This is a genomic window from Pseudomonas sp. NPDC089734 (assembly GCF_044748865.1).
GTDB lineage: Bacteria > Pseudomonadota > Gammaproteobacteria > Pseudomonadales > Pseudomonadaceae > Aquipseudomonas.
This window is the reverse complement of record NZ_JBIVGV010000014.1, coordinates 78015-99533: the sequence shown is the minus strand read 5'-3', so window position 1 is coordinate 99533 and position 21519 is coordinate 78015. Positions and strand designations below refer to the sequence as shown.

Genomic DNA, 21519 nt, shown 5'->3' with positions numbered 1-21519 from the left:
TCATGTCTACCCGCCTGATCTATGTCATGGACCCGATGTGTTCGTGGTGCTGGGGTTTTGCCCCGGTCGCCGAAGCACTGGTACAGCAGGCGCAGGCGGGAGGTGTGCCTCTGCATCTGGTCATGGGAGGCCTGCGTTCCGGTACGACGGCGCTGGATGCGTCCACGCGACGTTACATCCTTGAGCACTGGCAATCCGTGGAGAACACCACGGGCCAGCCATTCCGCTTCGAGGGTGCCTTGCCGGACGGTTTCATCTACGACACCACGCCCGCCTGTCGGGCTGTGACGGCGGCACGCAATCTTGACCCCCAGGGCGCTTGGGCGCTGGTCAAGCTGATTCAACAGGCGTTCTACACTCAGGGGCGCGATGTGACCCATGCTCCGCTGTTGGTCGAACTGGCCGAGCAGGCCGGGCTGGCCCGCCAGCCGTTCGCGGATGCTTTCGACAGCGCCGGACTGAGAGCGGAGACGGAATCCGATTTCGCTTGGGTACAAGGCCTGGGCATTGCCGGGTTTCCAACCCTGCTCGCCGAGCGCAACGGGCAATTGGCATTGCTGACCAATGGCTACCAACCCCTGGAAGCGCTGGCTCCCTTGCTCGGACGATGGCTGGAGCGTGCGGCCAGTGCGTGAAGAACCGACCGACAGTCAATCCTCCCTCAAGCCGCATGACACCGGTATCGACAGACTGAGCTGGGCCGAAATTCGTCGCCTGGCGCTGCGCCATAAAAAGGCGCTCTGGATTGCCAATGGCATCGCATTGCTGGCCACCTTGTGCAGTGTGCCGATTCCGTTGCTGTTGCCGCTGCTGGTGGATGAGGTCCTGCTCGGACGCGGCGATGCCGCGCTCAGAATCATGGACCATGTCCTGCCCGAGAGTGGGCAGAAGGCCGCGGGCTATATTGGCCTGATGCTGCTGCTGACCCTGGTCCTGCGCGGTGGCGCACTGTTGTTCAATGTCCTGCAGGCCCGGTTGTTTGCCGGTCTGGGCAAGGACATCGTCTACCGCATTCGCCTGCGGCTTATCGAGCGTCTCAAGCGTATTTCCCTGCGTGAATACGAAAGCCTGGGCAGCGGCATGGTCACCACGCATCTGGTCACGGACCTGGACACGCTGGACAAGTTCGTCGGCGAGACCCTGAGCCGTTTTCTGGTGGCGATTCTGACCCTGGCCGGAACGGCCGGCATTCTGATGTGGATGCACTGGAAGCTGGCCCTGCTGATCATGCTGTTCAATCCGCTGGTGATCTTTGCCACTGTGAAGCTGGGCAAGCGGGTCAAGCAACTGAAGAAGCTGGAAAACGACAGTACGTCGCGTTTTACCCAGGCCTTGAGTGAAACCCTGGACGCCATCCAGGAAGTGCGTGCGGGCAACCGGCAGGGCTTTTTCCTCGGGCGTCTTGGGCAACGGGCCAGGGAAGTCCGGGATTACGCCGTGAACTCGCAGTGGAAGAGTGATGCTTCCGGTCGTGCCAGCGGGCTGCTGTTCCAGTTCGGTATCGATATTTTCCGTGCCGCGGCGATGCTGACCGTGCTGTTCTCGGATCTCTCCATTGGGCAGATGCTCGCGGTGTTCAGTTACCTGTGGTTCATGATCGCGCCGGTCGAGCAATTGCTGAACCTGCAATACGCTTACTACGCCGCCGGTGGGGCGCTGACGCGGATCAACGAGCTGCTGGCCCGCGACGATGAGCCTCAATACCCCGGTGTTGTCGATCCGTTCAAGGGGCGGGAGACCGTGAGTATCGACGTGCGTGGGCTGAGTTTCGGCTACGGCGAAGAGCGGGTGCTGGATCAACTGAACCTGTCGATTGCACCCGGCGAGAAAGTGGCCATAGTCGGTGCCAGTGGTGGTGGCAAAAGTACCCTGGTCCAGTTGCTGCTGGGGTTGTATACCGCGCAGACCGGGACGATCCGCTTTGGAGGCTCCAGCCTTCAGGACATCGGTCTGGAGCGGGTACGCGAGCATGTGGCGGTGGTGTTGCAGCATCCGGCACTGTTCAACGACACCGTGCGTGCCAACCTGACCATGGGGCGCGACTGCTCGGACGAAGACTGCTGGAAGGCTCTGGAGGTCGCCCAGCTCGAGCCGGCCATCCGTCTGCTGCCCGAGGGGCTGGACAGCGTCGTGGGGCGTTCCGGGGTGCGCTTGTCTGGCGGCCAGCGGCAGCGTCTGGCGATTGCCCGAATGGTGTTGTCCGATCCTAAGGTGGTCATTCTGGACGAGGCGACATCGGCTCTGGATGCGGCCACCGAATACAACCTGCACAAGGCCCTGGCGCGTTTTCTGCGCAGCCGCACGACTTTGATCATCGCTCATCGCCTGTCGGCGGTTAAGCAGGCCGATCGGGTGCTGGTCTTTGATGGCGGGCGCATTGCCGAAGATGGCGACCATCAGCAACTGATTGCCGAAGGCGGGCTTTACGCCAGGCTGTACGGGCATTTGCAACAGATCTGATTTTGACGTCAGCGCTTTGTCTGGCTGGCGTTGTCCGAAGTGATGCGTGTTGCACAAAATCCGGGAAAACACTCGTCCCTGTCGATGGATTTAGCCTAGGCTCTGGTCAGGGCTTTCAAATCAGTCATGTGGTGAAGTGAACCCATGGAGCAGTCGCGGTCCCTCCCGAACCCTCGTCTTCTGGGCATTCTGTGGCCTTTCGTGGCCGTTGCGCTTTTTCAGGCGCTGCTGGGGTGCGTGAGTCTCTACACCTTGTCGGCGGTGCGCAGTTATGTGGTCGGTGAAAGTCTCTGGTCCAAGGGTCAGAAAGACGCCATCTACTATCTGGGGCTGTATGCCAACAGCCATGATGAGCGTGATTACGCGAAATACCAGCAAGCCATTGCTGTTCCGCAAAGTGGTCATGCCCTGCGTGAGGCGCTGAACAGGCCCGAGCCGCTGCTGGAGGAGGCGAAAAAAGCCATTCTTCAGGGCGGAAACCATCCGGATGATGTCTCCGGCATTATCTGGATGTACCGCAACTTTCATGATGTCAGCTACATGCAGAAAGCCGTTCAGTGGTGGAGCATGGGCGATGACTACCTTGCCCGGCTCGACGGGCTTGCCCGCACGATCCAGAGCCGTATCGCATCAGGGGCTGTGACCCCGGAGGAGACCCAGCAGTGGCACGTTCAGATCAACGCCATCAATGAAGGGGTCACGCCGATTGCCAAGGCCTTCAGTGATGCGCTGGGGGAAGGTTCGCGGTTCATTCTCTGGCTGCTGGTGATTCTCAACCTGGTTACGGCCTTTGTGCTGATCCTTCTGGCCCAGTTGCGTGTCCACAAGCTCCTCGCACAACGCCATGTCATGGCTCATGCGTTGCAACTGGAGAAGGAGCGGGCGCAGATCACACTGGAGTCGATTGGCGACGGGGTCATTACCACGGACGTTGCCGGCATCATCGCCTACATGAACCCGGCGGCCGAAGGGCTGACTCACTGGGGCAACAGCCAGGCCTGTGGCCTGCCGCTGGCGGCGCTGTTCAATCTGCTCGATGAAAATGACCGCAAGGACAGTTCGACGCTGATGGAGCATATCCTCGGTGGCAAGCTGCGGGGTGGCAGTGCGAGCGGCAAGTCGATCCAGCGTCTCGACGGCAGCACGGTTTCGGTCGATCTGGTGGGGTCGCCGATCTACAGCGACGGGGTGATCAGCGGGGCCGTTCTGGTGCTGCGCGACATGACCCAGGAGCGCCAGTACATCGCCAATCTCTCATGGCAGGCGTCTCATGACGCCCTGACCGGGCTGGTCAACCGCAGTGAGTTCGAGCGTCGCCTGGAGCAGGTGCTCAGTCATTCTGATGCGCAACCGGGCAGTCATTGCCTGATGTTCATGGATCTGGACCAGTTCAAGCTGCTCAACGATACCAATGGCCATGCGGCCGGCGACGAGTTGTTGAGGCATCTTTGCAAGGTGTTGCAGCACGGGATCCGTGACGGCGACACCCTGGCCCGGTTGGGGGGCGATGAGTTCGGCATCCTGCTGTGCGACTGTCCGCCCTACACCGGGCATGAAATGGCCGAGACCCTGCGTCAGATGGTGCAAAGCCTGCACTTCGTCTGGAAAGGTCGGCCCTTCGTGACGACCGTCAGTATCGGTCTGGTGCATATAGGCGATGTTCCTGTCACGTTGGAGGCTTCTCTTCGGGCGGCGGATATGGCTTGTTACATGGCCAAGGAAAAGGGCCGCAATCGGGTTCAGGTCTACCACCCCGATGATTCAGGCATGTCGTTGCGCTCCGGCGAAATGGCCTGGATTCAGCGCCTGCACATGGCCCTGGATGAAAACCGCTTTTGCCTGTACACGCAGGAAATCGCCTCGATCACGCCGCCTGGCGATGGGGTCAGGCATATCGAGATCCTGCTGCGCCTGCGCGACGAGTCCGGCCGCATGGTTTCACCGGACAGCTTCATACCGGCTGCCGAGCGCTATGGCTTGATGACGACACTGGATCGCTGGGTCGTGCAAAACGTATTCAGGGTGATCGCAGAGTGTACGAATGATGTCAGGCATCAGGCTCCGCAGGCGTTGTGTGCCATTAATCTGTCAGGCTCCAGTATTGGCGATGAGGCCTTTCTTGATTACCTGAAGTTGCAGTTCAAGACATATGGCGTGGCACCGGGCATGATCTGTTTCGAGATTACCGAGACCAGTGCGATTGCCGATCTGGGAAGTGCCATTCAATTCATCAATGAGTTGAAAGCACTGGGCTGTCTGTTCTCTCTTGACGACTTTTGTGCGGGCATGTCTTCCTTTGCCTATCTGAAGCATCTGCCCGTCGATTTCCTCAAGATTGATGGTAGTTTTGTAAAGGACATGCTCGACAATCCGATCAACCGCGCCATGGTCGAAGTCATCAATCATATCGGTCATGTCATGGGCAAGAAAACGATCGCCGAGTTTGTCGAGACTCCGCAGATCGAGTTTGCATTGCAGGAAATAGGTGTGGATTTTGCACAAGGTTATCTGATCGGTCGTCCCGAGCTGTTGACTTGCGAGAGTCTCTATACCCGGCCCGTGCGCCCGGCGTCGTTAATGGCCGGTGTGCAAGGGCATTAAACCAGGCCCTGTACGAGACAGGTGCAATACAGACATTTGGTGCCGAGCCTGATTCAGCACAACTCATAAAAAAGGGAGCCACACAGTGATCGATACTTTCAGTAGAACCGGTCCACTCATGGAAGCCAGCAGTTACCCGAAATGGGCGCAGCAGTTGATCAAGGATTGCAGCGCTTCCAAGGCGAGAGTGGTCGAGCATGAGCTTTACCAGAGAATGCGTGACGGGCAACTGAGCCCCCAGATCATGCGCCATTACCTGATCGGTGGCTGGCCTGTCGTTGAGCAGTTCGCCGTCTACATGGCGAAAAACCTGACCAAGACCCGCTTCGGTCGCCATCCGGGCGAGGACATGGCGCGTCGCTGGCTGATGCGTAATATCCGTGTCGAACTCAACCACGCCGACTACTGGGTGAACTGGTGTGAGGCCCATGGCGTGAGTGTCGATGACCTGCATGCCCAGCGTGTTGCGCCTGAGTTGCATGCCTTGAGCCATTGGTGCTGGCAGACCAGTTCGTCGGACTCTCTGGCTGTGGCCATGGCGGCGACCAACTATGCCATCGAGGGGGCGACAGGGGAGTGGGCGGCGGTGGTCTGCTCGTCTGATGTCTACGCCGAAGGCTTCCCGGCCGAAACCCGCAAGCGGGCCATGAAGTGGCTGAAGATGCACGCCCAGTACGATGATGCCCATCCATGGGAAGCGCTGGAGATCATTTGCACGCTGGTGGGCAACGATCCGAGTGTGCAGTTGCAGGCCGAGCTGCGTCAGGCAACGATCAAAAGCTATGACTATATGTACCTGTTCCTGGAAAACTGCATGCAGCAGGACAAGGTCAAGCCTTCGCGTGAGCGTATCGCGGCGGTCGGAGCCTAACCCGCCATCGTCAGGCGGTTACGGCCTTCGCGCTTGGCGATGTACAAGGCATTGTCGGCTCTACGCAGCAGGCTGTCGGCGGACTCCGCCGGCAGCAGCGTCGAGCAGCCCAGGCTTATGCTCATGTTCAGGGCGGCATTCGGCCCGGGAAACTCCAGTTCCAGTACTGACCTGCGCAGGCGCTCTCCGATTGTCGCCGCGCAATCGCGGTCAGTGTTGGAAAGCACGATGACAAACTCTTCACCGCCGTACCGGAATACCCGGTCGATGTTGCGCAATTGTGTCTTGAGCACATGGGCAATGACCCTCAGCACTTCATCACCGGTGCCGTGGCCGTAGCTGTCGTTCACGTTCTTGAAAAAGTCGATATCCAGCATCAGCAGCGACAGGGGTTGCTTGTGCCTGTGTGAAGCTTCCACTTCCCGCGGCAGGCTCTGATTCATTGCATTGCGATTGCCGGTATTGGTGAGCGGGTCACGAAGTGCGTTTTGAACGGCGACGCGATAAAGCAGTGCATTCTGCAGAGGAAATGCCAGGCAGGTCATGAGCGTCTCAAGATCGCTCAGTTCCTGTTCGGTGAAGGTGCTGGCTCGCTGGAATACCAGGTGACCCAGGCTTTTGCCCTGATGGCGCAAGGCGTAATAGGCCGTGTGCTGCGAGTCTTCGCCCAGTTGCAGGTACAGATCACTTTCCTGATGCTGATAAGCCATTGTGCTTAACGGGATAAGACGCTGAACGCCGTGGAAGAAGAACCCTAGGATCTTTTCGGCTTCCAGGCTGCTCTGCAGTTGCTGACTGAGCTGCTGGCTCAGCCGGGGGAGATCTACAGGGGCAAGAGGGGCCGCAGGTCGATTGCGAGAGCCTTGCCGCTGCAATCTTGCCGTGTCGAAATCAATGGTCTGGGGGCGGCTCGGGGAACTCATGACTTCACTCCTCTCACACTCTTGCTGGCTTGTCAGAGCCAGAGCGAAAGTCGTGCCATGTCACGAGGCTTCACGTAACAGACTGATCTTGATGGATTATTTTTTGATCGTCAGAAGGTGAGTCAATGTTTCGCCGGTTCTTTGACTCATTGCCCGGGGGTGACACCTGCTCGTGACGGTTTTTCGGCAGGAGCAGGTATCTTGGGCGCGGGCTTATTGCGCGTTGAATGCCTGACCGTTGATGCCTGTGCTGTCAGGACCCATCAGGTACAGGTAGACCGGCATGATTTCTTCCGGTGTCGGGTTGTCCAGCGGGTTTTCGCCCGGATAGGCCTGCGCACGCATGCTGGTGCGGGTAGCGCCGGGGTTGATGCTGTTGGCGCGCACGGGGGCGACGTTGTCCACTTCGTCTGCCAGTGTCTGCATCAGGCCTTCGGTGGCGAATTTCGATACGCCGTAGGCTCCCCAGTAGGCGCGTCCCTTGCGGCCGACGCTGCTGGAGGTGAACACCACGGAGGCGTCCGCGGACAGCTTGAGCAGCGGTAGCAGAGTGCCGGTCAGCATGAACATCGCATTGACGTTGATGTGCATGACGCGCATGAAGTTTTCGCCGGACAACTGTTCCAGCGGGGTGCGCGGGCCGATGATCGAGGCGTTGTGCAGCAGGCCGTCGAGGTGCCCGAACTCGGTTTCGATCATCGCTGCCAGTTCGTCGTACTGGTGCGGCAAGGCCGTTTCGAGATTGAACGGGATCACGACTGGCTGAGGATGGCCTGCCGCTTCAATGTCGTCGTAGACCTGTGTCAGGTTGGCTTCGGTCTTTCCCAGCAGCAAGACCGTCGCGCCATGGGCGGCGTAGGTTTTTGCCGCTGCGGCGCCAATGCCGCGACCTGCGCCGGTGACCAGGATCACCCGGTCCTTGAGCAGTTCGGGGCGGGCGGAGTAATCGAACATGGAAAACCTCAGTGAGTTAATGGGGCTCAAGACCGCTGACAGGGCTCAAGGCCCGGGCTGTCAGCAACTGCACAGTGCGTTGTCCAGTACCTTTCTCAGGTCCAGAGGATGGTCCACCACGACATCGGCACCCCAGTGGTCGGGGTTGTCGTTGGGGTGGATATAGCCATAACGCACGGCAGCGGTCCGGGTGCCGGCATCCCGGCCGGACTCGATGTCACGAAGATCATCGCCCACAAACAGAACACTTGCCGGATCCAGATCAAGCTTGTTGCAGGCCAGGATCAAAGGCTCGGGGTGAGGCTTGCTGTAAGTCACGTGATCGGGGCAGATCAGCAGCGCCGAGCGCTTGTCCAGGCCAAGCTGTTCCATGATCGGTTGAGCGAACCGCACGGGCTTGTTGGTGACCACGCCCCAGATCAGGCCGGACTTCTCGATATCGGCCAGCAGTTCCGCCATGCCGTCGAAGAGTTTGCTGTGGACCGCACAGTCACGCTGGTAGCGCTCCAGGAATTCCAGGCGCAGCGGCTCGAAGGCCGGGTCGTTCGGTGACAGGGCGAAGGTGGCCGCGACCATGGCCTTGGCTCCGCCCGAGATCTCGTCGCGAATCAGTTTGTCCGCCACCGCCGGAAAACCGCGATCGGCCAGCATTGCCTGGGAAATGGCGATGAAGTCGGGTGCGGTGTCGAGCAAGGTGCCGTCCATGTCGAAGAGAACTGCTCTCAAGCGCATGGCTCATGCCTCCCGGAGTGTCTGGATCATGTAGTTGACGTCTACGTCCGAAGCCAGCTTGTAGTGCTTGGTCAGCGGGTTGTAGGTCAGGCCGATGATGTCCTTGACCTGCAGGCCGGCATCGCGGCTCCAGGCCCCCAGTTCCGAAGGGCGGATGAATTTCTTGAAGTCGTGGGTGCCGCGTGGCAGCAGGCCCATGATGTATTCGGCACCGACAATGGCGAACAGATAGGCCTTGGGGTTGCGGTTGATGGTGGAGAAGAACACCTGGCCGCCGGGCTTGACCATGCGGTAGCAGGCGCGGATCACGGAAGACGGATCCGGTACGTGTTCAAGCATCTCCAGGCAGGTCACCACATCGAACTGGCCGGGCATTTCTTCGGCCATGTCTTCGGCCGTGATCTGCCGGTATTCGACGTTCACGCCGGACTCAAGCTGATGCAGCTGGGCCACGGCCAGCGGGGCTTCGCCCATGTCGATACCGGTCACGGTTGCGCCGCGCTGGGCCATGGCTTCGCTGAGAATGCCGCCGCCACAGCCGACGTCGATCACTTTCTTGCCGGCCAGATTGACCCGTTCGTCGATCCAGTTGACCCGGAGCGGGTTGATATCGTGCAGCGGTTTGAATTCGCTCTCACGATCCCACCAACGATGTGCCAGTGCCTCGAATTTGGCGATTTCTGCGCGGTCTACGTTGCTCATGGGTGCCTCTCTTGAACTTGAAATTCGTTTTCAGCGGTCAGGCGATCATCGGCCGGACCGTCATGTATGCGTGTCGCCTGTCAGTCGGCCTTGCCGGAAATGCGCTGACCCCAGGCAATGGCCGTTTCGCGCAGCGCCTGCTCGTCCATGCGTGTCAGGCGGCGGTTGTCGAGCAACTGCCTGCCTGCGACCCACACATGCTTCACGCAGTCGCGACCGGTGGCATATATAAGCTGCGACACTGGATCATAGACCGGCTGCTGCTCCAGCCCGGAAAGATCGAAGGCGACCATGTCGGCTGCCTTGCCGATCTCCAGTGAGCCTGTCTCGGCCTGAATGCCCATGGCGCGTGCGCCATTGAGTGTCGCCATGCGCAGCGCGCGGTGTGCGTCCAGGGCCGTTGCCGAACCGGCGACAGCCTTGGCCAGCAGAGCGGCCGTGCGGGTTTCGCCCAGCAGGTCCAGGTCATTGTTGCTGGCTGCGCCGTCGGTGCCTACGGCCACGTTCACACCCGCCTGCCACAGGCGCTCCACCGGACAGAAGCCACTGGCCAGTTTCAGGTTGGACTCGGGGCAGTGGACCACGCTGGAGTTGCTTTCTACCAGCAAAGCCAGGTCGTCATCGCTGATTTGCGTCATATGAACGGCCTGGAAGCGCGGCCCCAGCATGCCAAGCCGGTTCAGGCGTGCCAGCGGGCGCTCCTGACGCTGCTCGAGGGCCTGTTCCACCTCGAATGCCGTTTCATGCACGTGCATCTGGACCATGGCGTCGAGTTCGTCGGCGATGACCCGGATCTTTTCCAGGTTTTCGTCGCTGACGGTATAGGGGGCGTGCGGGCCGAAGGCGATCTTGATCCGCGGGTGGTGGGCCAGATCGTTGAACAGCTCGACACCGATGTGCAGGGATTCGTCGGTATTGCGGGCGCCGGGGATCGGGAAATCCAGCACCGGTACAGTGATCTGAGCGCGTATGCCACTGTTGTGGGCGCGGTCGGCGGCAATCTTGGGGTAGAAGTACATGTCCGAGAAACAGGTAATGCCACCCTTGATCTGTTCGGCGATGGCCAGGTCCGTGCCGTCGCGCACAAAGTCTTCGCTGACCCATTTGCCTTCGGCGGGCCAGATATGGTCCTGCAACCAGGTCATCAGCGGCAGATCGTCGGCCAGGCCGCGGAACAGGGTCATTGCGGCATGGCCGTGGGCATTGATCAGCCCCGGGCTGAGCAGCATGCCGGGCAGCTCCTGAATCTGGCGGGCATCCTGTTTCAGGGCTTCGGCCCTGGGCCCCATATAGACGATGCAGCCGTCCAGGATGCCAATGCCATGATCCTTGAGCACCACCCCGGCGGGCTCGACCGGCACCAGCCAGGTAGGCAGGAGCAAAAGGTCGAGCGTGGCTTTGGCGTTCGGCATGTCAAGGCTTCCAGGGCTTATTGCGGTGATGGCGAAGTATACCCGAGCGTCTTTGTGGTCGGCTCGCTATAATCGACTCCTTTTGATTATGAAGCCTTGGATTTTTGAAAATGGATTGGGCGATGCGCGATCGGCTATTGGCTGCAGAGAAAGTAAAGGCCATCGATTGGCGGGATGACACTCTGTATCTCCTGGACCAGCGTGTGCTGCCCTTCGAGGAAACCTGGCACGCTTACACCAGTGCTGCGGCGGTGGCCGAAGCGATTCATTCGATGGTCGTGCGCGGTGCGCCAGCCATCGGCATCAGTGCGGCCTATGGTGTGCTGCTGGGCGCGCGTGCCCGGTTTGCTGCCGGTGGCGACTGGCGTGCGGCACTGGAAGAAGACTTCTCTGTGCTGGCGAACTCACGCCCTACCGCTGTGAACCTGTTCTGGGCATTGAACCGGATGCGCGACCGACTGCAGCGTCTCAAGGAGGGCGAGGATCCGTTGGTGGCTCTTGAGGCCGAAGCGGTTGCCATTCATTTGAGCGACCGCGAGGCCAACCTGACCATGGCGCAATTGGGGGCCGACCTCATTCGCAAGCATCAGGGCAACCTGCAGGCCGTCCTGACCCATTGCAACACCGGGGCCCTGGCTACCGGTGGTTTCGGTACGGCGCTGGGTGTCATTCGGGCGGCGCACCTGGAAGGCATGATCGAACATGTGTATGCCGATGAAACCCGCCCATGGCTGCAGGGTTCGCGCCTGACGGCCTGGGAACTGGTGAATGATGGCATTCCGGTCAGTCTCAATGCCGATTCGGCGGCTGCGTATCTGATGCGCACCAAAGGCATTACCTGGGTCATCGTCGGTGCCGACCGCATTACCGCCAATGGTGATGTGGCGAACAAGATCGGCACCTATCAACTGGCCGTCGCCGCCATGCATCATGGCGTTCGCTTCATGGTCGTGGCACCCAGCTCCACCATCGACATGGACATGGCCAGTGGTGATGACATCGTCATCGAAGAGCGTGACGGTCGCGAGCTGCTTGAAGTGGGCGGGCATCGCCTGGGGGCGGAGGTCGATGCCTTCAATCCGGTGTTCGATGTGACGCCGGCGGACCTGATCGATGCCATCGTGACTGAAAAGGGCGTCGTCGAGCGCCCCGATACGGCCAAGATGCTCCAGCTCATGAGTCGCAAGCACCTGCATTGAGGTTTTTGCCGCCTTGCCGGCCGTCCTTCGAGGCGGCCGTGCGGGCAGGCAGGCGAGACTCGGGCTGCATGGAGTGAATGGCCCTGTTTTCAACGCTTTCAAAGGATAGGAGCGTGACAGTGATTGTGATAACATCCGGCGGTTTCCAACGGCGCTAGCAGTAGTCGCCCTTATTGCGCAGATCCATGGCATAACTCGTTGATTTGTCGTAAGTCGTTGCCTGGCAAGTGCCGGCAGCGGCGAGCTTTGTCTGCCCCGCATGGGCAGACGAAGTTTCACCAGAAAAAGGAATCAGGCTTCTCATGGGCGAACTGGCCAAAGAAATCCTCCCGGTCAATATCGAAGACGAGCTGAAACAGTCCTACCTCGACTACGCGATGAGCGTCATCGTCGGGCGTGCACTGCCTGATGCGCGCGACGGCTTGAAGCCCGTGCATCGGCGCGTGTTGTACGCAATGAGCGAACTGGGTAACGACTGGAACAAGCCGTACAAGAAATCCGCTCGTGTGGTGGGTGATGTCATCGGTAAGTACCACCCGCATGGCGATACTGCCGTCTACAACACCATCGTCCGGATGGCTCAGCCATTCTCGCTGCGCTACCTGCTGGTAGACGGTCAGGGTAACTTCGGTTCGGTCGATGGCGATAACGCCGCGGCCATGCGATACACCGAAGTCCGCATGACCAAGCTGGCTCACGAGCTGCTGGCCGACCTGCACAAGGAAACCGTGGACTGGGTACCGAACTACGACGGTACCGAGCAGATCCCGGCGGTCATGCCGACCCGTATTCCCAACCTGCTGGTCAACGGTTCCAGCGGTATTGCCGTGGGTATGGCGACCAACATTCCGCCACACAACCTCGGTGAAGTCATCGACGGCTGCCTGGCGCTGATCGACAACCCTGAAGTGTCTGTCGACGAACTGATGCAATACATCCCCGGTCCGGACTTCCCGACCGCAGGTGTCATCAATGGCCGTGCCGGCATCATCGAGGCCTATCGCACAGGGCGTGGCCGTATCTACATGCGTGCCCGTTCGACCGTTGAAGACATCGACAAGGTGGGCGGTCGCCAGCAGATCGTCATTACCGAGCTGCCGTACCAGCTGAACAAGGCTCGTCTGATCGAGAAGATCGCCGAACTGGTCAAAGAGAAGAAGCTCGAAGGCATCACCGAGCTGCGCGACGAGTCCGACAAGGACGGTATGCGCGTGGTCATCGAGCTGCGTCGTGGCGAGGTTCCCGAGGTCGTTCTGAACAACCTCTACGCCCAGACCCAGTTGCAGAGCGTCTTCGGCATCAACATCGTTGCACTGATCGACGGTCGTCCGCGGATCCTCAACCTCAAGGACCTGCTGGAAGCGTTCGTTCGCCACCGCCGTGAAGTGGTTACCCGTCGTACTGTCTTCGAGCTGCGCAAGGCGCGTGAGCGCGGGCACATTCTCGAAGGTCAGGCGGTTGCACTGTCGAACATCGATCCGGTCATTGCCCTGATCAAGTCTTCGCCGTCTCCGGCCGAGGCCAAGGAAGGGCTGATCAACACGCCTTGGGAATCCAGTGCGGTGGTCGAGATGGTCGAGCGTGCAGGGGCTGACTCCTGCCGTCCGGAAAACCTCGATCCGCAGTATGGCCTGCGTGATGGCAAGTATTTCCTGTCGCCCGAACAGGCCCAGGCGATTCTCGAATTGCGTCTGCATCGCCTGACCGGGCTGGAGCATGAAAAACTGCTCACCGAGTATCAGGAGATCCTCAACCAGATCGGTGAACTGATCCGCATCCTCAGCAGCGAAACGCGCCTGATGGAAGTGATCCGTGAAGAGCTGGAACTGATCCGTGCCGAATACGGCGATGTGCGTCGTACCGAAATTCTCGATGCGCGTCTGGACCTGACCCTGGGTGACCTGATCACCGAAGAAGAGCGTGTGGTCACCATTTCTCACGGCGGCTATGCCAAGACCCAGCCATTGGCGGTCTATCAGGCGCAGCGTCGTGGCGGCAAGGGCAAGTCGGCCACCGGCGTCAAGGATGAGGACTACATCGCTCACCTGCTGGTAGCCAACAGCCACACCACGCTGCTGATGTTCTCCAGCAAGGGCAAGGTGTACTGGCTCAAGACCTACGAGATTCCGGAAGCATCCCGTGCTGCCCGTGGCCGTCCGCTGGTCAACCTGCTGCCGCTGGACGAGGGTGAATACATCACCGCCATGCTGCCGATCGATCTTGAAGCCTTGCAGCAGAGCGCAGGTGCCGATGACGAGCTGGAAGATGCCGAAGAGTCGGTGATCGAAGGTGAAGTCGTCGAGGCCGAGGAAGTCGACGAGGATGATGGCGATACGCCGGAGCTGGTTGCCGAACCGACAGGTGCCTACATCTTCATGGCGACGGCCTTCGGTACGGTCAAGAAGACGCCTCTGGCACAGTTCTCCCGTCCTCGCTCCAGCGGTCTGATCGCCCTGAAGCTCAAGGAAGGCGACACCCTGATTGCCGTTGCGATCACCGATGGCGCGAAGGAAGTCATGCTGTTCTCCGACGCGGGCAAGGTCATCCGTTTCGCCGAGAGCGACGTTCGTCAGATGGGGCGCGGTGCTCGCGGTGTGCGCGGGATGAAGATCGGCAAGGGCCGACTGATTTCCATGCTGATTCCGGAATCGGGTGCGCAGATCCTCACGGCGTCGGAGCGCGGTTTCGGCAAGCGTACGCTGCTGAGCAAGTTCCCGCGTCGCGGTCGTGGCGGGCAGGGCGTTATCGCCATGGTCACCAAGGGGCGCAACGGCAAGCTGATTGGCGCTGTCCAGGTTCAGGAAGGCGAGGAAATCATGCTGATTTCCGATCAGGGTACGCTGGTGCGCACCCGGGTCGACGAAGTCTCCCGTCTGGATCGCAACACTCAGGGCGTCACGCTGATCAAGCTTGCCACTGACGAAACGCTGGTGGGGCTGGAGCGTGTCCAGGAGCCATCGGAAGTCGAAGGCGACGAGTTTGACGGTGAGTCTGTTGTCGAGGCGGACGATGCCGTTGACGATCTGCAGGTTGACGCCGTCTCGGACGAAGACGAATCTCAGGGCTGAGCGGTAACGTAAATCCGGTAAGGGCTGGCTCGTCTGTGTGCATGTGCATCTCAGGCAGCCAGCCCTTGCGACATTCGGTCAGGTGACCGAACCCGCATTCCTGCAGAAGCGGTCAGGGGCTGTGATTCTTCGGGTCATGGCCGGCCTGCTTCGATAAAGAAGCGCGTAAGACCCAACGCATTTGATGAGAGTGGATATGAGCAAGCGAGCCTTTAACTTCTGCGCAGGTCCTGCTGCGCTTCCTGAAGCTGTTCTGCTGCGTGCCCAGGCGGAACTTCTGGACTGGCATGGCAAGGGCCTGTCCGTGATGGAAATGAGCCACCGCAGCGATGAGTTCGTGTCCATCGCCACCAAGGCCGAGCAGGACCTGCGCGACCTGCTGGTCATCCCCTCGAACTACAAGGTGTTGTTCCTGCAGGGCGGTGCCAGCCAGCAGTTCGCTCAGATCGCGCTGAACCTGCTGCCGGAAAACGGCAAGGCCGACTACATCGACACCGGTATCTGGTCGCAGAAGGCGATGGAAGAGGCTTCGCGCTACGGCACCGTGAATGTCGCCGCCAGTGCCAAGCCTTACGATTACTTCGCCATTCCGGGGCAGAACGAGTGGAAGCTGTCGAAAGATGCGGCTTATGTCCATTACGCTCCGAACGAGACCATCGGCGGTCTCGAGTTCAACTGGATTCCGGAAACTGGCGATGTGCCGCTGGTAGCGGACATGTCCTCTGACATCCTTTCCCGTCCGGTGGACATCTCGCGTTTCGGCATGATCTACGCCGGAGCCCAGAAGAACATCGGCCCGAGCGGCATTGTCGTCGTGATCATTCGCGAAGACCTGCTCGGTCGTGCGCGTTCGCTGTGCCCGACCATGCTCAACTACAAGGTCGCCGCCGATAACGGCTCGATGTACAACACGCCGCCGACCCTGGCCTGGTACCTGTCGGGTCTGGTGTTCGAGTGGCTCAAGGAGCAGGGTGGTGTCGAGGCCATTGGCAAGCTCAACGAAGTCAAGAAGCGCACGCTGTATGACTTCATCGACTCCAGCGAGCTGTACAGCAACCCGATCAACAAATCTGACCGCTCCTGGATGAACATACCGTTCCGTCTGGCCGACGATCGTCTGGACAAGCCGTTCCTGGCGGGTGCCGATGCCAACGGCCTGCTTAACCTCAAGGGGCACCGTTCGGTCGGAGGCATGCGTGCTTCCATCTACAATGCGGTCGACATCCATGCAGTCAATGCACTGGTGGCCTACATGAAAGATTTCGAGAAGGAGCACGGCTGATATGTCCGAGCAGGAACTCAAGGCGCTGCGAGTCCGTATCGACAGCCTGGACGAAAAGGTTCTGGAGCTGATCAGTGAGCGTGCACGCTGCGCGCAGGAAGTGGCGCGGGTGAAAATGTCCTCGCTGGCGGAAGGCGAAGTGCCTGTGTTCTATCGCCCGGAGCGTGAAGCCCAGGTGCTCAAGCGCGTCATGGAGCGCAACCGCGGCCCGTTGAGCAACGAAGAGATGGCACGGCTGTTCCGTGAAATCATGTCTTCCTGCCTGGCGCTGGAGCAGCCTTTGAAGGTCGCCTATCTGGGGCCGGAGGGGACGTTCACCCAGGCGGCGGCCATGAAGCATTTCGGGCACGCGGTCATCAGCCTGCCCATGGCGGCTATCGATGAAGTGTTCCGTGAAGTGGTGGCCGGTGCCGTGAATTTCGGCGTCGTTCCGGTGGAAAACTCCACCGAAGGTGCGGTCAACCACACCCTCGACAGTTTCCTCGAGCACGACATGGTGATTTGCGGTGAGGTCGAGTTGCGCATTCACCACCATTTGCTGGTCGGTGAAAACACCAAGACCCAAAGCATCACCCGCATCTATTCCCATGCGCAGTCGCTGGCCCAGTGCCGCAAGTGGCTGGATGCCCATTACCCGAATGTCGAACGTGTTGCCGTTGCCAGCAACGCCGAAGCGGCCAAGCGGGTCAAGAGCGAGTGGAACTCCGCTGCCATTGCCGGGGATATGGCAGCAGGCCTGTATGGCCTGACGCGTCTGGCCGAGAAGATCGAAGACCGCCCTGACAATTCCACGCGCTTCCTGATCATCGGTAACCAGGAAGTGCCGCCGACCGGCGACGACAAGACGTCGATCATTGTGTCGATGAGCAACAAGCCGGGGGCCCTGCATGAGTTGCTGGTGCCGTTCCACGAGAACGGGATTGACCTGACTCGTATCGAAACCCGTCCTTCGCGCAGTGGCAAATGGACCTACGTGTTTTTCATCGATTTCGTAGGTCATCACCAGGACCCGCTGGTCAAGGCGGTGCTGGAGAAGATCAGTCAAGAAGCCGTTGCACTGAAGGTGCTGGGTTCCTACCCGAAAGCGGTTCTTTGAAGGGGCGACAGATGAGCAGCGATTTTTTTGCCCTGGCGGCGTTACCCAGGGTTCTTGCGCGTGGTTGATGTCATGTCAGTGCAATCAGCCCGGCCTATGATCGGTCGGCTTGTGGTGGTCGGTCTGGGATTGATCGGCGGGTCCTTTGCCAAGGGCGTTCGTGAGAGTGGCCTGTGTCGCGAGGTGGTCGGGGTCGATCTTGATCCTCAGTCGCGAAAGCTGGCTGTCGAGCTGGGAGTGGTCGATCGTTGCGAGGAAGACCTGGCAGCCGCGTGTTGTGGCGCCGATGTCATTCAGCTGGCTGTTCCTATCCTGGCGATGGAAAGGCTTCTGGCGCTGCTGGCACCCCTGGATCTGGGCAATGCGGTCCTGACCGATGTTGGCAGTGCCAAGGGTAATGTGGTCAGGGCGGCTCGTCTTGCGTTCGGTAGCCTGCCGGCCCGTTTTGTGCCGGGGCATCCGATTGCCGGTTCCGAGCAGAGCGGTGTCGAGGCCTCTAATGCCGAGCTGTTCCGGCGGCACAAGGTGATCCTGACGCCGCTGGCCGAAACCGATCCCGATGCCGTGGCGCTGGTCGACCGTCTCTGGTCGGTGCTGGGGGCGGATGTCGAGCATATGGATGTCGAACGTCATGATGAGGTGTTGGCCGCGACCAGTCATTTGCCTCATCTGCTGGCCTTCGGTCTGGTGGATTCCCTGGCCAAGCGTAACGAGAACCTGGAAATCTTCAGGTACGCAGCGGGCGGTTTCCGCGATTTCACCCGGATCGCAGGCAGTGATCCGGTGATGTGGCACGACATCTTTCTGGCTAACCGCTCTGCGGTATTGCGGACGCTGGATGCGTTCCGCAGTGACCTCGACGCCTTGCGCGACGCGGTCGATACGGGGGATGGACGTCAATTGCTGGGCGTGTTTACCCGTGCCCGTATGGCCAGGGAGCATTTCGGCAAGATTCTGGCGCGCCGTGCATATGTGGAAGCTCCCACTGCGGATGATCTGGTGTTTGTCGCCAGTCCCGGTGGCAGCGTCGGTGGCAGCATTCGGGTGCCGGGAGACAAATCCATCTCCCACCGTTCGATCATGCTGGGGTCTCTGGCTGAAGGGACCACCGAGATAGAAGGGTTTCTGGAAGGCGAGGATGCCTTGGCGACCTTGCAGGCGTTTCGTGACATGGGGGTCGTGATCGAAGGGCCGCATCATGGGCGCGTGACGATCCATGGTGTGGGCATGCGAGGCCTGAAGGCTGCGCCCGGTCCGATCTATCTGGGTAATTCCGGAACTTCCATGCGCCTGTTGTCGGGTTTGCTGGCTGCGCAGGATTTCGACAGTACCCTGACGGGCGATGCTTCGCTCTCCAGGCGGCCGATGAGTCGTGTGGCCGAGCCGCTGCGCAAGATGGGCGCGGTCATCGAGACGGCGGCCGACGGTCGTCCGCCACTGGTCATTCGTGGCGGGCGGAAGCTGTCCGGCCTGACGTACGCGACACCCATGGCCAGTGCTCAGGTCAAGTCCTGCCTTCTGCTGGCGGGGCTGTATGCCGAGGGCGGGACCGTGGTCAGCGAGCCGGCACTCACGCGCGATCACACCGAGCGTATGCTGTGTGGTTTCGGTTATCCGGTGACGACCGAGGGCAACAAGGTTTCGGTCGAGTCCGGGCACCGGCTGGTGGCGACTCGCATAGAGGTACCGGCCGATATTTCCTCGGCAGCGTTTTTCATGGTGGCGGCTTCGATCGCCCGGGGTGCCGAGCTGTTGCTTGAGCATGTCGGCATCAATCCGACGCGGACGGGAGTTATCGATATCCTGCGCCTGATGGGGGGGGATATCACACTGGAAAACCGGCGTGAGGTCGGTGGTGAGCCGGTGGCGGACATTCGAGTGCGTTCGGCTGAACTCCAGGGGATCGACATTCCCGAATCCCTGGTGCCGTTGGCTATCGACGAGTTCCCGGTGCTGTTCATTGCCGCGGCCTGTGCCCGGGGGCGTACGATCCTGCGCGGGGCGCAGGAGTTGCGGGTCAAGGAGTCTGACCGGATCCAGGCCATGGCCGATGGTCTGCGGGTGTTGGGTATCAAGGTTGAGCCCACCCCGGATGGCATTATCATTGAAGGCGGTTCCATGGGCGGCGGTGACGTCAATGCGTGCGGCGATCACCGTATCGCCATGGCATTCAGCGTTGCGTCGCTGCGTTCGTCGGCACCGGTTCGTATTCACGATTGTGCGAACGTCGCCACATCGTTTCCTAATTTTCTGGCGCTGTGCGCTCAAGTCGGTATGCGTGTCGCGCAAGAGGATCAAAAGTGAAAATCAAAGCACCCGTTATAACCATCGACGGTCCAAGCGGTTCGGGAAAGGGCACTGTTGCCGGCTTGCTGGCCACGCATCTGGGGTGGTGTCTGCTCGATTCGGGCGCCCTTTATCGCCTGCTGGCCTTCGCCGCGCGCAATCACGGCGTCGATCTGACCAACGAAGAAGCGCTCAAGCTGCTGGCGGCACACCTCGACGTGCAGTTCGAGACGGCTTCCGGCGGGCAGGGGCAGCGCATCATCCTTGAAGGCGAGGACGTTACCCACGCCATCCGTAACGAGCAGATCGGCAGCGGTGCTTCCCAGGTCGCTTCCCTGCCTGCCGTGCGGGATGCCTTGCTGCAGCGTCAGCGTGCATTTCAGGAAGAGCCGGGCCTTGTGGCCGATGGCCGGGACATGGGAACCGTCGTGTTCCCGGATGCTCCCCTGAAGATCTTCCTCACGGCCAGCGCCGAGGAGCGTGCACGTCGTCGTTACTTGCAGTTGAAGGCCAAGGGCGATGATGTTAGTCTGTCGAGTCTGCTAGATGAGATAAGTGCACGCGACGAGCGTGACACCCAGCGAGCGGTAGCCCCGCTGAGACCGGCGCATGACGCCATCCAGCTGGATTCCACGGAATTATCCATCGAGCAGGTGCTGGAACGCATTCTGAGCGAAGTCGCATTACGCGATATCGCCGGATGATCAAGGAGCCGTGCGGGCGACCAGAATAGAGTCCTGCAGGCTTCCTTTCATATGAACGAAACCCACGTTGTCTGGGGCGTGGCAGATGGGCGTATTCTTCGCCCTTGATCAACAGGAATTAAAATGAGCGAAAGCTTTGCAGAACTTTTTGAAGAAAGCCTAAAAACCCTGAACCTTCAGCCGGGCGCAATCATTACCGGTATCGTTGTCGACATCGACGGCGACTGGGTAACCGTACACGCTGGCCTGAAGTCCGAGGGCGTCATCCCGCTCGAGCAGTTCTACAACGACGCTGGCGAGCTGACCATCAAGGTCGGTGACGAAGTTCACGTCGCGCTGGACGCGGTAGAAGACGGCTTTGGCGAAACCAAGCTGTCCCGCGAAAAAGCCAAGCGCGCCGAGTGCTGGATTGTTCTGGAAGCGGCTTTCGCAGCTGAAGAAGTGGTCAAGGGCGTTATCAACGGTAAGGTTAAAGGCGGCTTCACTGTCGACGTTAACGGCATCCGTGCGTTCCTGCCTGGTTCTCTGGTTGATGTCCGCCCAGTGCGCGACACCACTCACCTGGAAGGCAAAGAGCTCGAGTTCAAGGTCATCAAGCTGGACCAGAAGCGCAACAACGTTGTCGTTTCCCGTCGCAGTGTCCTGGAAGCCGAGAACAGTGCAGAGCGCGAAGCACTGCTCGAGTCCCTGCAGGAAGGCCAGCAAGTCAAAGGTATCGTCAAGAACCTCACCGATTACGGCGCATTCGTCGATCTGGGTGGCGTCGATGGCCTGCTGCACATCACCGACATGGCCTGGAAGCGCATCAAGCATCCATCGGAAATCGTCAATGTTGGCGATGAGATCGATGTAAAAGTCCTGAAGTACGATCGCGAGCGCAATCGTGTTTCCCTGGGCCTGAAGCAACTGGGCGAAGACCCATGGGTTGCTATCAAGGCTCGCTACCCGGAAAGCACTCGCGTAACCGCGCGTGTAACCAACCTGACCGACTACGGCTGCTTCGCAGAGCTGGAAGAAGGCGTGGAAGGCCTGGTACACGTTTCCGAAATGGACTGGACCAACAAGAACATCCACCCATCCAAAGTCGTTCAGGTTGGCGATGAAGTGGAAGTCATGGTTCTGGACATCGACGAAGAGCGTCGTCGTATCTCCCTCGGCATCAAACAGTGCAAATCCAACCCATGGGAAGATTTCTCTGGCCAGTTCAACAAGGGCGATAAAATCTCCGG

General features: G+C 60.0%; 16 protein-coding genes. 11 read left to right on the top strand and 5 right to left on the bottom strand.

Features of this window, described 5'->3' with window-relative positions; translation table 11 throughout:
* Positions 1-2 precede the first annotated feature (2 nt).
* From ACIPY9_RS17895 to ACIPY9_RS17880, 4 genes are all read left to right on the top strand, one after another.
* On the top strand, positions 3-635 hold the full coding sequence (locus ACIPY9_RS17895; RefSeq protein WP_400704134.1) for a DsbA family protein: 633 nt from the start codon (positions 3-5) through the stop codon (positions 633-635).
* The gene (locus ACIPY9_RS17890; protein WP_400704131.1) at positions 565-2460 is read left to right on the top strand and encodes an ABC transporter ATP-binding protein; all 1896 of its coding nucleotides are present in this window, start codon (positions 565-567) and stop codon (positions 2458-2460) included. The genes ACIPY9_RS17895 and ACIPY9_RS17890 overlap by 71 nt, the downstream gene beginning before the upstream one ends.
* A gap of 144 nt (positions 2461-2604) precedes the next feature.
* A complete protein-coding gene (locus ACIPY9_RS17885) occupies positions 2605-5061 on the top strand; it encodes an EAL domain-containing protein (RefSeq protein WP_400704128.1) in 2457 nt (818 codons plus the stop codon).
* An 85-nt stretch (positions 5062-5146) separates the two neighbouring features.
* Positions 5147-5932: a TenA family transcriptional regulator gene (locus ACIPY9_RS17880; RefSeq protein WP_400704125.1), complete on the top strand. Its 786-nt coding sequence runs from the start codon at positions 5147-5149 to the stop codon at positions 5930-5932.
* Here the strand turns inward: ACIPY9_RS17880 and ACIPY9_RS17875 are convergent.
* The 5 genes from ACIPY9_RS17875 to ACIPY9_RS17855 all read right to left on the bottom strand — a co-directional run bounded on the left by ACIPY9_RS17875 (position 5929) and on the right by ACIPY9_RS17855 (position 10655).
* A complete protein-coding gene (locus ACIPY9_RS17875) occupies positions 5929-6855 on the bottom strand; it encodes a GGDEF domain-containing protein (protein WP_400704122.1) in 927 nt (308 codons plus the stop codon). The genes ACIPY9_RS17880 and ACIPY9_RS17875 overlap by 4 nt on opposite strands.
* Positions 6856-7068: 213 nt before the next feature.
* Complete coding sequence (locus tag ACIPY9_RS17870; protein WP_400704119.1) at positions 7069-7809, bottom strand: YciK family oxidoreductase; 741 nt, start codon at positions 7807-7809, stop codon at positions 7069-7071.
* Positions 7810-7869: 60 nt separating this feature from the next.
* Entirely contained in the window at positions 7870-8541 is a 672-nt protein-coding gene (mupP, locus tag ACIPY9_RS17865; RefSeq protein WP_400704116.1) for an N-acetylmuramic acid 6-phosphate phosphatase MupP, read from the bottom strand.
* 3 nt (positions 8542-8544) lie between these two features.
* Entirely contained in the window at positions 8545-9243 is a 699-nt protein-coding gene (gene ubiG, locus ACIPY9_RS17860; protein ID WP_400704113.1) for a bifunctional 2-polyprenyl-6-hydroxyphenol methylase/3-demethylubiquinol 3-O-methyltransferase UbiG, read from the bottom strand.
* Between the two features lie 80 nt (positions 9244-9323).
* The gene (locus ACIPY9_RS17855) at positions 9324-10655 is read right to left on the bottom strand and encodes a TRZ/ATZ family hydrolase (protein WP_400704110.1); all 1332 of its coding nucleotides are present in this window, start codon (positions 10653-10655) and stop codon (positions 9324-9326) included.
* Positions 10656-10777: 122 nt separating this feature from the next.
* On the opposite strand from ACIPY9_RS17855, the gene mtnA reads away from it, so the two are divergent.
* The 7 genes from mtnA to ACIPY9_RS17820 form a co-directional block, all read left to right on the top strand.
* Positions 10778-11854: an S-methyl-5-thioribose-1-phosphate isomerase gene (gene mtnA / locus ACIPY9_RS17850; RefSeq protein WP_400704107.1), complete on the top strand. Its 1077-nt coding sequence runs from the start codon at positions 10778-10780 to the stop codon at positions 11852-11854.
* Positions 11855-12156: 302 nt separating this feature from the next.
* Entirely contained in the window at positions 12157-14922 is a 2766-nt protein-coding gene (gyrA, locus tag ACIPY9_RS17845) for a DNA gyrase subunit A (protein ID WP_400704104.1), read from the top strand.
* A 196-nt stretch (positions 14923-15118) separates the two neighbouring features.
* Positions 15119-16204 carry a 3-phosphoserine/phosphohydroxythreonine transaminase gene (gene serC / locus ACIPY9_RS17840; protein WP_400704101.1) on the top strand — a complete coding sequence of 362 codons (1086 nt, stop codon included), beginning with the start codon at positions 15119-15121 and terminating at the stop codon, positions 16202-16204.
* 1 nt (position 16205) lies between these two features.
* Complete coding sequence (gene pheA / locus ACIPY9_RS17835; protein WP_400704098.1) at positions 16206-17300, top strand: prephenate dehydratase; 1095 nt, start codon at positions 16206-16208, stop codon at positions 17298-17300.
* Between the two features lie 96 nt (positions 17301-17396).
* Positions 17397-19604, top strand: a complete 2208-nt coding sequence (locus ACIPY9_RS17830) for a bifunctional prephenate dehydrogenase/3-phosphoshikimate 1-carboxyvinyltransferase (RefSeq protein ID WP_400704306.1) — start codon at positions 17397-17399, stop codon at positions 19602-19604.
* The gene (cmk, locus tag ACIPY9_RS17825; RefSeq protein WP_400704095.1) at positions 19601-20290 is read left to right on the top strand and encodes a (d)CMP kinase; all 690 of its coding nucleotides are present in this window, start codon (positions 19601-19603) and stop codon (positions 20288-20290) included. Before ACIPY9_RS17830 ends, cmk begins: the two co-directional genes overlap by 4 nt.
* 123 nt (positions 20291-20413) lie before the next feature.
* On the top strand, positions 20414-21519 hold a 1106-nt coding region (locus tag ACIPY9_RS17820), incomplete at its 3' end, for a 30S ribosomal protein S1 (RefSeq protein WP_400704093.1).

What these genes read in the sequence shown, in the direction of transcription:
- pheA (WP_400704098.1), top strand. Translation starts at nt 16,206, where the DNA reads ATGTCCGAGCAGGAACTCAAGGCGCTGCGAGTCCGTATCGACAGCCTG.
- ACIPY9_RS17885 (WP_400704128.1), top strand. Translation starts at nt 2,605, where the DNA reads ATGGAGCAGTCGCGGTCCCTCCCGAACCCTCGTCTTCTGGGCATTCTG.
- serC (WP_400704101.1), top strand. Translation starts at nt 15,119, where the DNA reads ATGAGCAAGCGAGCCTTTAACTTCTGCGCAGGTCCTGCTGCGCTTCCT.
- ACIPY9_RS17855 (WP_400704110.1), bottom strand. Translation starts at nt 10,655, where the DNA reads ATGCCGAACGCCAAAGCCACGCTCGACCTTTTGCTCCTGCCTACCTGG.
- ACIPY9_RS17830 (WP_400704306.1), top strand. Translation starts at nt 17,397, where the DNA reads ATGATCGGTCGGCTTGTGGTGGTCGGTCTGGGATTGATCGGCGGGTCC.
- ACIPY9_RS17890 (WP_400704131.1), top strand. Translation starts at nt 565, where the DNA reads ATGGCTACCAACCCCTGGAAGCGCTGGCTCCCTTGCTCGGACGATGGC.
- ubiG (WP_400704113.1), bottom strand. Translation starts at nt 9,243, where the DNA reads ATGAGCAACGTAGACCGCGCAGAAATCGCCAAATTCGAGGCACTGGCA.
- mtnA (WP_400704107.1), top strand. Translation starts at nt 10,778, where the DNA reads ATGCGCGATCGGCTATTGGCTGCAGAGAAAGTAAAGGCCATCGATTGG.
- mupP (WP_400704116.1), bottom strand. Translation starts at nt 8,541, where the DNA reads ATGCGCTTGAGAGCAGTTCTCTTCGACATGGACGGCACCTTGCTCGAC.
- ACIPY9_RS17875 (WP_400704122.1), bottom strand. Translation starts at nt 6,855, where the DNA reads ATGAGTTCCCCGAGCCGCCCCCAGACCATTGATTTCGACACGGCAAGA.
- ACIPY9_RS17870 (WP_400704119.1), bottom strand. Translation starts at nt 7,809, where the DNA reads ATGTTCGATTACTCCGCCCGCCCCGAACTGCTCAAGGACCGGGTGATC.
- gyrA (WP_400704104.1), top strand. Translation starts at nt 12,157, where the DNA reads ATGGGCGAACTGGCCAAAGAAATCCTCCCGGTCAATATCGAAGACGAG.
- ACIPY9_RS17895 (WP_400704134.1), top strand. Translation starts at nt 3, where the DNA reads ATGTCTACCCGCCTGATCTATGTCATGGACCCGATGTGTTCGTGGTGC.